Source organism: Mycobacterium sp. TH-M116 (assembly GCF_057473685.1).
This window is the reverse complement of the sequence record NZ_JBYCLC010000345.1, coordinates 1-13,427: the sequence shown is the minus strand read 5'-3', so window position 1 is coordinate 13,427 and position 13,427 is coordinate 1. Positions and strand designations below refer to the sequence as shown.

Genomic DNA, 13,427 nt, shown 5'->3' with positions numbered 1-13,427 from the left:
ACGGTCGGGAACGCTAGGCAGCACCCACGCGGGCGGCAAGTCACCTGTGGACAGCCGAACGCAAGGAAACACGAAACCGGTTAATGTGCCTGTGATTCGAGCGAAGGGGTCGTGATGCCTGCATCTGACGAATGGTGCCGGGTATGCGTTCACGCCGGAGCCGGCGCCGCGGACCTGACGCTGCCCGCCCGCGTCCCCGTGGCAGCCCTGATCCCGTCGATCGTCGACATCCTGCACGGTCCCGCCGGCGCTGCGGAGGCGACGAGCTACCTGCTCTCACCGGTAGGTCGGACCGCGCTGCCCGGTCCGACCACACTGGCGCAGAACGGCATCCGCGACGGAACCGTTCTCGTTCTCGGCCAGCGCGCGCCGGCGGCGCCCGTGGCGCGCCACGACGACCTCGCCGAGGCCGTCTCGGCGGCGCTCGGCCCGGCGGGCCGGCTTGACGGCCGCCATGCGGCCCGCACCGCGGGTGCGATCTCGGCGGCCGGCCTGGCCGGCATCGGCGCGCTTGCTCTGGTTCACAACACGTTCAGCGGCAACGGGTCGGCCGGCCACACCGGTACCACCGCCGTGGCGGCCGCGGCAGGCGTCGTCGCCGTGCTGGCCGGAGCGCTCGCGCGGCGGGTGTATCGGGACCCCGCCGCCGCGCTCGCGCTGGGCGTGACCGGCACGGTCTTCGCCGCGATCGCCGGCTTCCTGGCCGTTCCCGGCAACCCGGGTTTGCCGGGCGTGTTGCTGGCCGCGTCGACGGCCGGGGTCACGTCGGTGCTGTCGATGCGCGCATCGGCCTGTGGCGCTGTGACATTCACCGCGATGGCGGGTGCGGCGACGGTCATGGCCGCCGCCGCGTTCGTGGGCGTGCTCACCGCGGCCCCGCCGGCCGCCGTCGGCGCGGTGACCGCGCTGGCATCCCTCGGCCTGCTCGACGCGTCGGGGCGGATGTCCCTCCTGCTGGCGGGCTTGTCACCGCGCCTGGATGCCGTGGTGCCCGAAAGCGACCGGGTGGGTGCCGCGGCGGTGCGCGCCGACCGCTGGTTGACCGGCCTGGTCGGCGCGTTCTCCTCCTCGGCCGCCGTAGGCGCCGTGGTCACCGCGCTGGCCAGCGGGCCGACTCTGGCCCGCTTGGTCTTCGCCACCGTCGCCGGCGCGCTGCTGTTGTCGAGGGTCCACACGGCGGTCGGCGGCAGGGCTTTGCCACTAGCCACCGCTGGATTTGTCACGCTGACAACAGTTGTCGGAAAAGTGGCGATCAGCGCTACCGGGCAGAGACCGTGGATCGCCGCGGCGGCGGTCCTGTTGGCCGCCGCGGCGGCGTTGTCCCTGCGCTTTGCCGCCCCGGAGCTGTCGCTGTCGCCCCCGCTGCGGCGCGGCCTCGGGATGCTGGAACGTCTTGCCGTGGTTGCCATGGCGCCGCTAGGGTGCTGGATCTGCGGCGTCTACGGCGCCATTCGCGGAATTCACGTCCCGTGACGGCGTCCCGCGCCGGGCGGCTGCTGGCGGTGTCGGCCCTGGTGGCGCTGTGGCAATTCGGAATGCCGGGCGCCCATGCGGTTTCACCGCCGCAAGTGGACGACAAGTGGCTGCCGGCGCCGGCCCGGCCGGCGCCGCCACGACCGACCGTGCAGCACGACGTGTGCGCGGTGCTCACGACCGGTCCCGCCCCGGACACCGACCCCCTTGCCGACCTCGACCTGCCCAGGGTCTGGCAGCTCACCCGCGGGGCCGGGCAACGCGTCGCGGTGATCGACACCGGAGTCTCCGGGCACCCGCGGCTGCGTGCCGTGGTGCCCGGAGGCGACTACGTGTCAACCGGTGACGGAGCCGCGGACTGCGACGCCCACGGCACCCTGGTGGCCGCGATGATCGCGGCCGCGACGGATGCCACGGGCACGGGCGGAGTCGCACCCGAGGCCACGGTGATCAGCATCCGCCAGTCCAGCGCGAAGTTCGCACCGGTCTCCGACCGGTCCCGCTCCGGCGTCGGGGACGTCGACACGCTGGCCAAAGCCGTGCGGACGGCGGCCGATCTCGGCGCATCGGTCATCAACATCTCCTCGGTCGCCTGCGTTCCGGCCTCCGCGACCCTCGACGACCGGGCGCTGGGCGCCGCGCTGGCCTATGCGGTCGACGTGAAGAACGCCGTCGTCGTGGCCGCGGCGGGCAACACCGGCGGCGGTGCGCAATGCCCCGCCCAACGTCCGGATGCCACCTGGGACGACGTCACGGTCGCGGTCAGTCCCGCCTGGTACGACGACTATGTTCTGACGGTCGGATCGGTGAACTCCGAAGGGACGCCCTCGCCGTTCACCTTGGCCGGCCCCTGGGTGGACGTCGCGGCGACGGGCGAGCGGGTCAACCCGCTCGGATGCGAAGTGTCGGGCACCAGCTTTGCCGCACCGGTCGTCAGCGGGGTCGCGGCACTGATCCGGGCCCGGTTCCCGGCGCTGACCGCGCGGCAGGTGATGCGGCGCATCGAGTCGACCGCGCATCACCCGGCCGCCGGCCGCGATCCGCTCGTCGGCCACGGGACAGTCGATGCCCTGGCCGCCGTCAGCACCGATTCCGGCGCGCCCGACCGCGTGGCCGGACCGGCACCGTCGCCGATACCGGCACCCGCCCCGGGGCCCTCACCGAAGCGGGACGGTCACGGCATCGCGCTGGGCGGCGCGGCGGTCTGCCTGATCGCGCTGGCCGCCGCCGTGGCCGCCCAGGCCGTCCGCACCAGGGCCCGGACCGGGCCCGACGGACCCGCCGATGGCGTCGCGGGCCACTGACGCGCCTGCTCGGCTGAGTTCCGGTCCCGACGGCAGCGCCGCCAGCATCGGCCATGGCGCCGGAACCGGCGCCGCCAGACCGAGGTCGCGCGCGGCGTCGTCGCCGCGGACGGCGAAGCGCACCCCGGTGTCGGTGACCAGGTACCGGTCGGCGTCCCGGGGGCCCCGCACGTAGGCGCTGCGGCCGGTCGGCAGATAGACCGCGTCGAGCGCGGGACCGCTCCCGTCGGCCTGCGCCAGCGTCACCGGCAGCTGCCCGGGCGGCAGCGGAAGGCGTTGCCCCGTCACGATCCCCACGTACCCCGCCGGCGCCTCGGGCTCCTGGACGATGCACACGGTGCTGCCGGCGTCGGCCGGATCGGGCGCCCGGTCGGGAAAGCCCCCCACGGGCAGCGTGGTCACGATCGGAGCGGCACGGATCACGTCGGGCGCGACCGTACGGACGTCGGTGGTCCCGTGCGAATCGTCGAGACGCAGCAGATCCGCGGCCACCCGGCCGATGCGCTGCACCCCGGCCGGCAACACCACGTAATATTCGTCACTGCCGCCGCGCGTGATGCGCAGCACACCGCCGACCGGAAAGCCAGGGACCCCCGCCGACTCGCTGCCCGCTCCGCCGATTCGCGGCACCGTGATCGACGGTGACTCGGGGACGGCGTTCAGCAACCACGGGGAGACGGCCCGCGGCGTGCGCCCTTCCAATCTGAGCGCCCGGACGACGGCGGCGTCGGAGACATCCACCACGGCCCGGCGGCCCTCGTAGAGCAGATAGGCGGGCAAGCCCGGGCCGGGGGTGGCCAGGATGGCCCGCCCGACCGGCAGGCGACCGTCCGCCCAGGCGTCGGCCCGCCCGACGACGACCGTCGTGGTCGGGCTGCCGGACTCTCGGCTGTCACAGACCGCCCACCCGGACTCCGGCGCGGACAGTGCCGCTCCGATCAGCGCCGGTGCGCCAGGAATCCCAAGCAGCGGACCGCGTTTGGTGCGACGCAGATCCGACTCTGACACCAGCTGCGGGCGGGCTTGTGCGCCGGCGATCAGCCGCGCCGAAGCCACGTTGAGCACGGGGTGCCAGATCTCGCCCATGCGGACGTACAGAGCGCCGGATTCCCGGGCTATCACGATCCGCGCCTGGTCGAAGTCCGCCTGCGGCCGCAGCGCGGCCACCAGGGCGCAGCCGAGCACGGTGACCGCCGCCAGGGCCCAGCCGAGGGTCAGCGGCGCCGCCCGCGCCGGCACCGACCGGCCGCCGTGCAGGGCACGTTCGACGCGACGCAGCAAGAAGCGATAGCCGCTGGCCCGCAGCGCCGTCGTCGACCGGTCCGACACCCCGTCCCCACCCTTCTCCGCGTCTCCCCACGATCCGCCCCCCATGCGCCGGACTTCACGGTAATCCCGTCCGCCGGTGTCCGCGCACAGTCCATCCACAGCTGCGACGGGTGCCTCCTGGCCTGGTGACAGCTAAAATCGACGCATGATTCCGCACCGCACACGGGGCCCGTTGGCGGGCGGCGCGCGGTCGGGGGGGCGCTGGGCCCGCCTGGGAGCCGCAGCTGTGACCGGTGCCGCAGGTCTGGCTACCGCTGCCGTCGCCGTGCCGGTCGCCTCGGCCGGCAGTTGCCCCGACGCGCAGGTCATCTTCGCCCGCGGAACCAACGAGCCGCCCGGCATCGGCCGGGTCGGCGAAGCCTTCGTCGACTCGCTGCGCCAGCAGACCGGCGGCCTCGACATCGGTACGTATGCGGTGAACTACAACGCCAGCAAGTTGCAGATCCACACCGGAGACGGCGCCAACGACGTGATCGCGCACGTCAAGTCGACGGCGTCGTCCTGCCCGGGCACCAGGCTGGTGCTGGGTGGCTACTCGCAGGGCGCCGACGTCATCGACATCGTGGGCGGGGTCCCCCTCGGCGGCATCAGCTGGGGCAGTTCGCTGCCCCCCGAGTACGCCAAGAACATCGCCGCGGTCGCCGTGTTCGGCGACGTGGCCGACCGGTCCGGCCGATCGCTGGGCGCCCAGAGTGCGCTGTTCGGTTCCAAGGTGATCGACCTGTGCAACCCCACCGACCCGATCTGCCACGCGGGCCCCGGCAACGAGTGGACCGGGCACACCGAGGGCTATGTCCCCGTGTACACCACCCAGGCCGCGGCTTTCGTGGCGTCCAAGCTGCTGGCGGGGACCGGCCGACAGGTGCCCGGGTTCGGGCCGCAGGTGCCGGCCCTCGGCCCACTGGCCCCCGGCCCCTCCCCGCAGGCGCCCGGGCCGCAGACACCGGCAGGCCCGGTACCACCGGGGCCCGGCCCCTCGATACCGGGCAACGTGTCCTCACCGACCCTGTCATCTCCGCCGTCGCCCGCGCCCGACCTGGTTTCCGTCGCCTACTGACGCGGCGACGATAACGATTGCGGAACCGTCGGCGGTAGCCGGCTGAGCCGACCGCTCGCGTCGCTACCATCGGCCCATGCGGCTATGCGCGGGTGACCCTTTGCCCCACCACAGTCCGGGCGCCAGGCCCAGTGTGGGCGGCAGGCTGGCGAGCCTTCTGGGCGCCGCTTCGTTCGGCGCGGCTGCCGGTCTGATCGCGCCGTGGGTGGCGCCCGGGCCGACGGCGGCGGCGCCCTGCCCGGGCGCCGAAGTGGTCTTCGCGCGGGGCCGAGAGGAGCCACCCGGCCCCGGCTACGTGGGCAACGCGTTCGTCAACGCGTTGCGGCCCAAGCTGCCGACAATGACGGTCGCGTCCTACGGGGTGAATTACCCCGCCGACATCAGCCCCGCCAAGGGCGCCGACGACATGAGTGCGCACGTCCAATCCATGGCCCACAGCTGCCCCGAGACGCGCATGGTGCTCGGCGGCTACTCACTGGGCGCCGCAGCCGCCGACCTCGTGATCGCGGTGGCCAAACCGGCGTTCGGCTTCACCAATCCCCTCCCACCGGCGATGGCCGACCACATCGCGGCCGTCGCGTTGTTCGGCAACGGCACCCGACGGATCGTCGGACCCCTGAGCAACGTCAGCCCCGCGTTCGCCGGCAAGACCATCGACCAGTGCGCGGCCGGGGATCCCATCTGCTCGAACGGCACCAACTGGCCGTCCCATTTCCAGCCGGCCTACATCGATTCCGGCCTGGTGGATCAGGCCGCCGGCTTCGCCGCCGGCAAGCTGTGAACTCCGGCGCAGGCCGGCTCAGCCGGGCGTGCGCATGTCGCGGGTGACCGAATTCCGCTCGGCCAGTTGACCCTCGGGTGGATAGTCGACGCCGATCAGGGTCAGCCCGCGCGCCGGCGCGGCCGCGAATTCGCTGGAGCGGACGGTGGCGGCGAGCAGCTCGCGGCACCAGGAAGCCGGGCGGCGGTGTTCGCCGACGGCCAGCAGCGCCCCGACCAGGGACCGCACCATCGACCAGCAGAACGCGTCCGCGGTGACGTCTGCGGTGATCACGTCACCCTCGCGGGACCACTCGAGCCGCTGCAGGTCCCTGATGGTGGTGGCGTTGGCCCGGTGCCGGCAGAACGCGGCGAAGTCGTGCAGCCCCAACAGGTCTCGTGACGCGGCGCTCATCGCCTCGAGGTCCAGCAGGCGCGGCCAAGCCGTCACGTAGCGGGCCTGCTGCGGCTGGACCCCGTAGGGCGCCGTGGACAACAGGTAGCGGTAGTGCCGACGCAGCGCCGAAAACCGGGCGTCGAAACCCGATGGTGCGCGGCTGATCTCGAGTACGCGCACATCGGCGGGCAGGAACCGGCCGAGCCGTCGTAGCAACGGCAGGAACTCCGGCTCGCCGGCCCGCCGCGAACGCGACTCGGCGTTGGAGAGCATAGCGGCGGGCAGATCAGCGTGGGCCACCTGCCCGCTTGCGTGGACGCCGGCGTCGGTGCGGCCGGCGCCGCGCAAGCGCACCGGCGTGCGGAAGACGGTCGTCAGCGCCTCGTCGAGGACGCCGGCGACGGTGCGTTGCCCCACCTGTGCCGCCCAGCCCGCGAATTCGGTTCCGTCATAGGCGATGTCGAGCCGCAGCCGGACGTCGTCGCTAACTGTCGGCGGCCTCATCGGACTCGTCGGCGGCTTCGGGCGCGGACTCCGAGACGACCTCGGCAGTCGGGCCGACAGCCCCCTCCGGATCGACGGCCGCCCGCGGAGCCGCCGCGGCCGCCACCGGAGCCTCCTGAGCCTTCGAGGCCTTCACCCGCCGCGCCCGGTCGGCTTCGGACGTCACCGTCTTCTCCCGCACGAGCTCGATCACGGCCATCGGCGCGTTGTCGCCCTTGCGCGCCTCGACCTTGATGATGCGGGTGTAGCCGCCGTCGCGGTCGGCGAAGAACGGACCGATCTCCTCGAACAGGGCGTGCACGACGTCCTTGTCGCGGATCTTCTTCAGAACCTCTCGACGGTTGTGCAGCGTGCCCTTTTTGGCGTGCGTGATCAGCTTCTCCGCATAGGGCCGCAGGGCACGCGCCTTCGGCTCGGTCGTCTTGATCCGGCCGTGCTCGAACAGCGACGTGGCCAGGTTGGCCAGGAGGGCCTTCTGGTGCGACGACGACCCGCCGAGGCGCGGACCCTTGGTGGGCTTGGGCATTGCTGACGCTCCTGTCTAGATGAATCTCAGTGCAGTTGTCCGGCTCCTCAGCGGGTCCGCATCGTCACCGGACGGACCTTAAAGCTGTTCGGTTTCGGCGTAATCCTGGTCGTCGTAGGCGCCCTCGCTGGACCAGGTGCCGGTGGCCGCGTCGTAACCCGCAACCTCGGACGGGTCGAAGCTGGCCGGGCTGTCCTTGAGTGACAGACCCAGCTGGTGCAGCTTGACCTTGACCTCGTCGATGGACTTCTGACCGAAGTTGCGGATGTCGAGCAGGTCCGACTCGGTGCGGCTGACCAGCTCGCCGACGGTGTGCACACCCTCGCGCTTGAGGCAGTTGTAGGACCGCACGGTGAGGTCCAGGTCGTCGATCGGCAGCGCGAACGACGCGATGTGATCGGCCTCGGCCGGCGACGGCCCGATCTCGATGCCCTCGGCCTCGACGTTGAGTTCGCGTGCCAGGCCGAACAATTCGACCAGCGTCTTACCCGCCGACGCCAGGGCGTCGCGGGGGCTGATCGAGCTCTTGGTCTCCACGTCGAGGATCAGCTTGTCGAAGTCGGTACGCTGCTCGACGCGCGTGGCGTCCACCTTGTAGGTCACCTTGAGGACCGGCGAGTAGATGGAATCCACCGGGATACGGCCGATCTCGGCGCCGGAGACTCGGTTCTGAACCGCCGGGACATAGCCGCGGCCACGCTCGACGACGAGTTCGACCTCGAGCTTGCCCTTGTCATTGAGCGTGGCGATGCGCATCTCGGGGTTGTGCACGATGACCCCGGCGGGCGGCACGATGTCTCCCGCGGTGACCTCGCCCGGGCCCTGCTTGCGCAGGTACATCGTGACCGGCTCGTCCTCCTCGGAGGACACGACCAGGCTCTTGAGGTTCAGGATGATCTCGGTGACATCTTCCTTGACGCCGGGCACGGTGGTGAATTCGTGCAGCACACCGTCGATGCGAATGCTGGTGACGGCTGCGCCGGGGATCGACGACAGCAGCGTACGGCGCAGAGAATTGCCCAGGGTGTAACCGAATCCTGGCTCCAGCGGTTCGATGACGAACTGGGACCGGTCGTCGGCGACGACTTCCTCGGACAGGGTGGGTCGCTGGGAGATCAGCATGGTGTTTCTTCTTCTCCTTCTCGGCACCCGCTATTTGATGCCGCTCAGGTGGTCCGTCGCCGCGGTCGCGGCTCCGGGGGTCCGCACCCGTGGGTGCGGGATGTCCTCACTTCGAGTAGTACTCGACGATCAGCTGCTCGGTCAGGGGCACTTCGATCTGCGCCCGCTCCGGGAGCTGGTGGATCAGGATCCGCTGGCGCTCCCCCACCACCTGCAGCCAGCTCGGGATCGGGCGGTCACCCGCGGTCTCCCGCGCGATCTGGAACGGCACCGTGTTCAGCGAGGAGTCCCGCACATCGATGATGTCGTACTGCGAGACCCGGTAGCTGGGAACGTCGACGTGCACGCCGTTGACGCTGAAGTGGCCGTGCGTGACCAGCTGGCGTGACATCCGCCGCGTACGGGCCAGCCCGGCGCGGTAGACGACGTTGTCCAGCCGGCTCTCCAGGATCCGCAGCAGCTCCTCACCGGTTTTGCCGGGCTGCCGCACGGCCTCCTCGTAATAGCGGCGGAACTGCTTTTCCATCACGCCGTAGGTGAAGCGGGCCTTCTGTTTCTCCTGCAGCTGCAGCAGGTATTCGCTTTCCTTGATCCGCGCGCGGCCGTGCTGGCCGGGCGGGTAGGGACGCTTCTCGAACGCCTGGTCGCCACCGACAAGGTCGGTGCGCAGCCGGCGCGATTTGCGGGTCATGGGTCCGGTGTAACGAGCCATCTACTTTTCTCTCCTAAACCCGACGGCGCTTCGGCGGACGGCAGCCGTTATGCGGCTGGGGGGTGACGTCGGAGATCGCGCCGACCTCCAGACCGGCGGCCTGCAGCGACCGGATCGCCGTCTCCCGGCCCGAACCTGGGCCCTTGACGAAGACGTCGACTTTGCGCACGCCGTGCTCCTGAGCCTTGCGCGCCGCGTTCTCGGCGGCCAGCTGGGCGGCGAACGGGGTCGACTTCCGGGACCCCTTGAAGCCGACGTGGCCAGACGACGCCCAGGCGATGACGTTGCCCTGCGGGTCGGTGATCGTCACGATGGTGTTGTTGAAGGTGCTCTTGATGTGAGCCGCACCATGCGGGATGTTCTTCTTTTCCCGACGGCGGATCTTCTGCCCCTTCTTGGCGGAGGTTGCCTGCGCTTTTTTTGCTGGTGGCATCGGGTTCTACCTGGCCTTCTTTTTGCCTGCGATGGTGCGTTTGGGGCCCTTCCGGGTTCGCGCGTTGGTCTTGGTCCGCTGGCCGCGCACCGGCAGGCCGCGGCGGTGCCGCAGGCCCTGGTAGCAGCCGATCTCGATTTTGCGGCGGATGTCGGCCTGAACCTCGCGGCGCAGGTCACCCTCCACCTTCAGGTTGGCTTCGATGTAGTCACGCAGGTGGGTCAGCTGGTCGTCGGTCAGGTCCCGCGTGCGCAGGTCCTTGTCGATGCCGGTGGCCGCCAGAATCTCGTTCGAGCGGGTCCGGCCGACGCCGTAGATGTAGGTCAGGGCGATCTCCATGCGCTTGTCGCGCGGCAGATCGACGCCGACTAGTCGAGCCATAGGTGGCGTTTCCTCTTTTTCTAGGCGGAGGTCTGGTCCCAGCCCGTTCCCGCCCCCGACAGTTCGGGGTGGGGCCCGGCCTCCGTCCGGGCGTGGATGAGCGGTTCATCACGACATCGATGCCAGCCGCTCACTGGTGCTGGGGGGTCTGCATTCAGTTGTCGGTTACGTCAGGAGCCGTAGGGATCAGCCCTGACGCTGCTTGTGGCGAGGATCGGAGCAGATCACCATGACCCGCCCATGCCGGCGGATCACCCTGCACTTGTCACAGATGGGCTTTACGCTCGGGTTCACCTTCACGGCCGGTCGATCCTGTTCTGTCGTTGCTGGGGTTCGGGTTGCTGGGGTTCGGGCTTCGTCACTTGTACCGGTACACGATGCGGCCCCGGGACAGGTCGTAGGGCGACAACTCCACCACCACCCGATCCTCGGGCAGGATGCGGATGTAGTGCTGACGCATCTTGCCGCTGATGTGGGCGAGCACCTTGTGACCGTTCTCCAGCTCAATGCGGAACATCGCATTGGGCAGGGGCTCGACCACGCGGCCCTCGACCTCTATGGCACCGTCCTTCTTGGCCATGACTGTTCAGAAATCCTCGTCTTTATCGTCTTCAGGCGTCGTACTCGGTCCACCCGCATCGGCGCAGCGTCACCCGGTCTTCACACGTGAGCCGGTGACAGGAAATTCCTAGGGCAGGGCACGCAGAAAGCCGGCGCGAATGTCGCACCGCTGGTCCACGATACCCGCTCATCGAGCCCGCGCCAAAATCCAGCCGGGGAATGCGAACAGGGCCCGTCGCCCACGAGTATGCGGTGAGGGGCGCCAACACCGGGAAGGCCCGTGCGGTCGGCCGCCAGACCGTGGAGCACTACCTGGGCCTGAGCGACTACGTGAACAACTGGCTGCGGATGGGGTTCACCGAGGCCGACGTGAGCAAGCCCAGCAGCGACGGGCTGATCGACGCGGTGGTGGCCTACGGCGCCCCCGAGACGGTCGCGCACCGCCTGGGCGAACACCTGCAGGCTGGCGCCGATCACGTGGCGATCCAAGTGCTGGGTGGGTGGAACGAAGAGACCCTGCTGCCGGCCCTGAGCGAACTGGCCGGACCGCTGGGGCTGACTCCCCTCGGCTGAGCCGTCCACTCGGCTAGGGTCTTAGGCCATGCGGCTACTGGTCACCGGCGGCGCCGGCTTCATCGGCGCCAACTTCGTGCACAGCACCGTGCGCGAACACCCCGAAGATTCCGTGACGGTGCTCGACGCCCTGACCTACGCCGGCCGGCGCGAGTCGCTGGCCGGCGTCGAGGACTCGATCAGGTTCGTCGAAGGCGACGTCAACGACGCCGAGCTGGTCAGCCGGCTGGTCGCCGAGTCCGACGCGGTGGTCCATTTCGCAGCCGAGACCCACGTCGACAACTCACTGGAAGACCCGGGCACGTCGCTGCGGAGCAACGTGGTCGGAACCTACGCGATCCTCGAGGCGGTGCGGCGGCACGGAGTGCGATTGCACCACATCTCCACCGACGAGGTCTACGGCGACCTGAAGCTCGGCGACCCGCAGCGGTTCACCGAGTCCACGCCGTACAACCCGTCGAGCCCCTACTCCGCGACCAAGGCCGCCAGCGACCTGCTGGTCCGGGCCTGGGTGCGGTCCTACGGGGTGCACGCGACGATCTCCAACTGCTCCAACAACTACGGGCCGTATCAGCACGTGGAGAAGTTCATCCCGCGCCAGATCACCAACGTGCTGACCGGGCGCCGCCCGAAGCTGTACGGCGCGGGCGCCAACGTCCGCGACTGGATCCACGTCGAGGACCACAACAGCGCGGTGCGGCGGATTCTGGAGAAGGGCGACAACGGCCGCACCTACCTGATCGCCGCCGAGGGCGAGCGCGACAACCTGACGGTCATGCGCACGATCCTGCAGATGATGGGACGCGACCCCGACGACTTCGACCACGTCACCGACCGCGCCGGCCACGACCTGCGGTACGCCATCGACCCGTCGTCGTTGTACAACGAATTAGGTTGGGCGCCAAAGCATGCCAACTTCGAGGCGGGCCTGCGAGCCACCATCGACTGGTATCGCGACAACGAATCGTGGTGGCGGCCGCTCAAGGACGGCGCCGAAGCCCGCTACGAGGAGCGTGGTCAGTGAAGGTTCGCGAACTCGACATACCCGGCGCCTGGGAGATCACCCCGACCATCCACGGCGACTCCCGCGGAATGTTCTTCGAATGGCTCAAAAACAGCGAGTTCACCGCGTTCGCCGGGCACCGGTTGGACGTCCGGCAGGCCAACTGTTCGGTCTCGTCGGCCGGCGTGCTCCGGGGCCTGCACTTCGCCCAGGTGCCACCGAGCCAGGCCAAATACGTCACCTGCGTGCGCGGCTCGGTGTTCGACGTCGTCGTCGACGTCCGGCTGGGCTCACCGACGTTCGGGCGGTGGGATTCGGTCCTGCTCGACGACTCCAAGCGTCGCACCATCTACATCTCCGAGGGCCTCGCGCACGGTTTTCTCGCCCTGCAAGACAATTCAACGGTGATGTACCTGTGCTCTTCCGAGTACAACCCACAGCGCGAGCACACCGTCTGCGCGACCGACCCGGCGCTGGCGATCGACTGGCCGCTGGTCGACGGTGCCGCCCCCAGCCTGTCCGACCGCGATGCCGCGGCTCCGAGCTTCGCCGAGGTGCGCGCATCCGGGGTACTGCCCACTTGGGAAGAAAGCCAGGCCTTCATCGACGGCATGCGCAGCAGGTAGCCGCGGGCGCGCCGGGCGCGCGCATGCGTGCAACCGCGTGTTCCCGTTCACTTCGCCGACGGCGCGGTTTATCATGCGCTCGTAGCCGATGGGGGGGCGAAAGCTAGGTGACACTGGCGCTGGGAGTCTCCGATGTCGTTGGTGATGGCGATGCCCGGGTTGGTGGCCGAGGCGGCAGACGAGTTGGCGGGTCTCGCTTCCACGCTCGATGCGGCCCACTCGGCAGCCGCCGCGCCCACGACGGCACTCGTGCCGGCCGCCGCCGATGAGGTGTCGGCGATGGTCGCGAACGTGTTCTCTCGGCACGCGGCGGGATTCCAGGAGCGCAGCGCCCGCGCTGCGGCTTTCCTCGACCAGCAGGTCCATGCCCTGCGTGCGGCCGCGGCCGGCTACGCCGGCACCGAGGCTGCCAACGCCCAGCACCTGCTGCTGAACCTGGTCAACGCACCCACCGACACATTGCTCGGGCGTCCGCTGATCGGCAACGGGGCAAACGGTTACACCAGCGCCCAGGGCGTGGGAACCGCAGGCCAGGCCGGGGGGATTCTCTACGGCAACGGCGGGAACGGCGGGAACAGCACCGCGCTCGGGGCGACCGGCGGGGCCGGCGGGCCCGCCGGGCTGTTCGGCACCGGCGGCACCGGCGGCACCGGGGGCCCTGGTGGGC

At 70.2% G+C, this 13,427-nt stretch carries 15 protein-coding genes and 2 pseudogenes; 8 read left to right on the top strand and 9 right to left on the bottom strand.

Features of this window, described 5'->3' with window-relative positions:
• Positions 1–114 precede the first annotated feature (114 nt).
• Positions 115–1,473: a type VII secretion integral membrane protein EccD gene (eccD, locus tag AC2VOK_RS17755; protein WP_428901640.1), complete on the top strand. Its 1,359-nt coding sequence runs from the start codon at positions 115–117 to the stop codon at positions 1,471–1,473.
• Positions 1,470–2,777, top strand: coding sequence for a type VII secretion-associated serine protease mycosin (gene mycP, locus AC2VOK_RS17750; RefSeq protein WP_428901639.1), 1,308 nt, complete (start codon positions 1,470–1,472; stop codon positions 2,775–2,777). The genes eccD and mycP overlap by 4 nt, the downstream gene beginning before the upstream one ends.
• Here the strand turns inward: mycP and eccB are convergent.
• Positions 2,733–4,151 (bottom strand): annotated as a pseudogene (gene eccB, locus AC2VOK_RS17745) (type VII secretion protein EccB); the annotation flags it as partial. The gene mycP and the pseudogene eccB overlap by 45 nt on opposite strands.
• A gap of 100 nt (positions 4,152–4,251) precedes the next feature.
• Between eccB and AC2VOK_RS17740 the strand changes: the two are divergent.
• Complete coding sequence (locus AC2VOK_RS17740) at positions 4,252–5,163, top strand: cutinase family protein (RefSeq protein WP_428901638.1); 912 nt, start codon at positions 4,252–4,254, stop codon at positions 5,161–5,163.
• Positions 5,164–5,239: 76 nt separating this feature from the next.
• Positions 5,240–5,944: a cutinase family protein gene (locus tag AC2VOK_RS17735; RefSeq protein ID WP_428901637.1), complete on the top strand. Its 705-nt coding sequence runs from the start codon at positions 5,240–5,242 to the stop codon at positions 5,942–5,944.
• Positions 5,945–5,962: 18 nt separating this feature from the next.
• Here the strand turns inward: AC2VOK_RS17735 and truA are convergent, their stop codons facing one another.
• From truA to infA, 8 genes are all read right to left on the bottom strand, one after another.
• A complete protein-coding gene (gene truA / locus AC2VOK_RS17730) occupies positions 5,963–6,823 on the bottom strand; it encodes a tRNA pseudouridine(38-40) synthase TruA (RefSeq protein WP_428901636.1) in 861 nt (286 codons plus the stop codon).
• Complete coding sequence (rplQ, locus tag AC2VOK_RS17725) at positions 6,804–7,349, bottom strand: 50S ribosomal protein L17 (protein WP_428901635.1); 546 nt, start codon at positions 7,347–7,349, stop codon at positions 6,804–6,806. Before rplQ ends, truA begins: the two co-directional genes overlap by 20 nt.
• Before the next feature lie 78 nt (positions 7,350–7,427).
• The gene (locus AC2VOK_RS17720; protein ID WP_428901634.1) at positions 7,428–8,471 is read right to left on the bottom strand and encodes a DNA-directed RNA polymerase subunit alpha; all 1,044 of its coding nucleotides are present in this window, start codon (positions 8,469–8,471) and stop codon (positions 7,428–7,430) included.
• 106 nt (positions 8,472–8,577) lie between these two features.
• Positions 8,578–9,183 (bottom strand): 30S ribosomal protein S4, encoded by a 606-nt coding sequence (gene rpsD / locus AC2VOK_RS17715; RefSeq protein ID WP_421527976.1) that lies wholly within the window; start codon positions 9,181–9,183, stop codon positions 8,578–8,580.
• Between the two features lie 13 nt (positions 9,184–9,196).
• Positions 9,197–9,616 (bottom strand): 30S ribosomal protein S11, encoded by a 420-nt coding sequence (gene rpsK / locus AC2VOK_RS17710; protein WP_428901633.1) that lies wholly within the window; start codon positions 9,614–9,616, stop codon positions 9,197–9,199.
• Between the two features lie 6 nt (positions 9,617–9,622).
• Positions 9,623–9,997 (bottom strand): 30S ribosomal protein S13, encoded by a 375-nt coding sequence (rpsM, locus tag AC2VOK_RS17705; protein ID WP_369740391.1) that lies wholly within the window; start codon positions 9,995–9,997, stop codon positions 9,623–9,625.
• A 186-nt stretch (positions 9,998–10,183) separates the two neighbouring features.
• Positions 10,184–10,297 carry a 50S ribosomal protein L36 gene (gene rpmJ / locus AC2VOK_RS17700; RefSeq protein ID WP_003879483.1) on the bottom strand — a complete coding sequence of 38 codons (114 nt, stop codon included), beginning with the start codon at positions 10,295–10,297 and terminating at the stop codon, positions 10,184–10,186.
• Between the two features lie 58 nt (positions 10,298–10,355).
• Entirely contained in the window at positions 10,356–10,577 is a 222-nt protein-coding gene (gene infA / locus AC2VOK_RS17695) for a translation initiation factor IF-1 (protein WP_003418601.1), read from the bottom strand.
• Between the two features lie 254 nt (positions 10,578–10,831).
• On the opposite strand from infA, the pseudogene AC2VOK_RS17690 reads away from it, so the two are divergent.
• The 4 genes and pseudogenes from AC2VOK_RS17690 to AC2VOK_RS17675 form a co-directional block, all read left to right on the top strand.
• Positions 10,832–11,131: pseudogene (locus tag AC2VOK_RS17690) on the top strand (LLM class F420-dependent oxidoreductase); the annotation flags it as partial.
• 28 nt (positions 11,132–11,159) lie between these two features.
• On the top strand, positions 11,160–12,155 hold the full coding sequence (gene rfbB, locus AC2VOK_RS17685; RefSeq protein ID WP_428901632.1) for a dTDP-glucose 4,6-dehydratase: 996 nt from the start codon (positions 11,160–11,162) through the stop codon (positions 12,153–12,155).
• Entirely contained in the window at positions 12,152–12,760 is a 609-nt protein-coding gene (gene rfbC, locus AC2VOK_RS17680) for a dTDP-4-dehydrorhamnose 3,5-epimerase (protein ID WP_428901631.1), read from the top strand. The genes rfbB and rfbC overlap by 4 nt, the downstream gene beginning before the upstream one ends.
• A gap of 132 nt (positions 12,761–12,892) precedes the next feature.
• Positions 12,893–13,427 (top strand): PE family protein (locus AC2VOK_RS17675; RefSeq protein ID WP_428901630.1); only part of this gene is annotated, 535 nt, incomplete at its 3' end.

Excerpts from the sequence above, each read along its gene's own strand:
- eccD (WP_428901640.1), top strand. The coding sequence starts at position 115 with ATGCCTGCATCTGACGAATGGTGCCGGGTATGCGTTCACGCCGGAGCC.
- AC2VOK_RS17740 (WP_428901638.1), top strand. The coding sequence starts at position 4,252 with ATGATTCCGCACCGCACACGGGGCCCGTTGGCGGGCGGCGCGCGGTCG.
- AC2VOK_RS17735 (WP_428901637.1), top strand. The coding sequence starts at position 5,240 with ATGCGGCTATGCGCGGGTGACCCTTTGCCCCACCACAGTCCGGGCGCC.
- truA (WP_428901636.1), bottom strand. The coding sequence starts at position 6,823 with ATGAGGCCGCCGACAGTTAGCGACGACGTCCGGCTGCGGCTCGACATC.
- rplQ (WP_428901635.1), bottom strand. The coding sequence starts at position 7,349 with ATGCCCAAGCCCACCAAGGGTCCGCGCCTCGGCGGGTCGTCGTCGCAC.
- AC2VOK_RS17720 (WP_428901634.1), bottom strand. The coding sequence starts at position 8,471 with ATGCTGATCTCCCAGCGACCCACCCTGTCCGAGGAAGTCGTCGCCGAC.
- rpsD (WP_421527976.1), bottom strand. The coding sequence starts at position 9,183 with ATGGCTCGTTACACCGGACCCATGACCCGCAAATCGCGCCGGCTGCGC.
- rpsK (WP_428901633.1), bottom strand. The coding sequence starts at position 9,616 with ATGCCACCAGCAAAAAAAGCGCAGGCAACCTCCGCCAAGAAGGGGCAG.
- rpsM (WP_369740391.1), bottom strand. The coding sequence starts at position 9,997 with ATGGCTCGACTAGTCGGCGTCGATCTGCCGCGCGACAAGCGCATGGAG.
- infA (WP_003418601.1), bottom strand. The coding sequence starts at position 10,577 with ATGGCCAAGAAGGACGGTGCCATAGAGGTCGAGGGCCGCGTGGTCGAG.
- rfbB (WP_428901632.1), top strand. The coding sequence starts at position 11,160 with ATGCGGCTACTGGTCACCGGCGGCGCCGGCTTCATCGGCGCCAACTTC.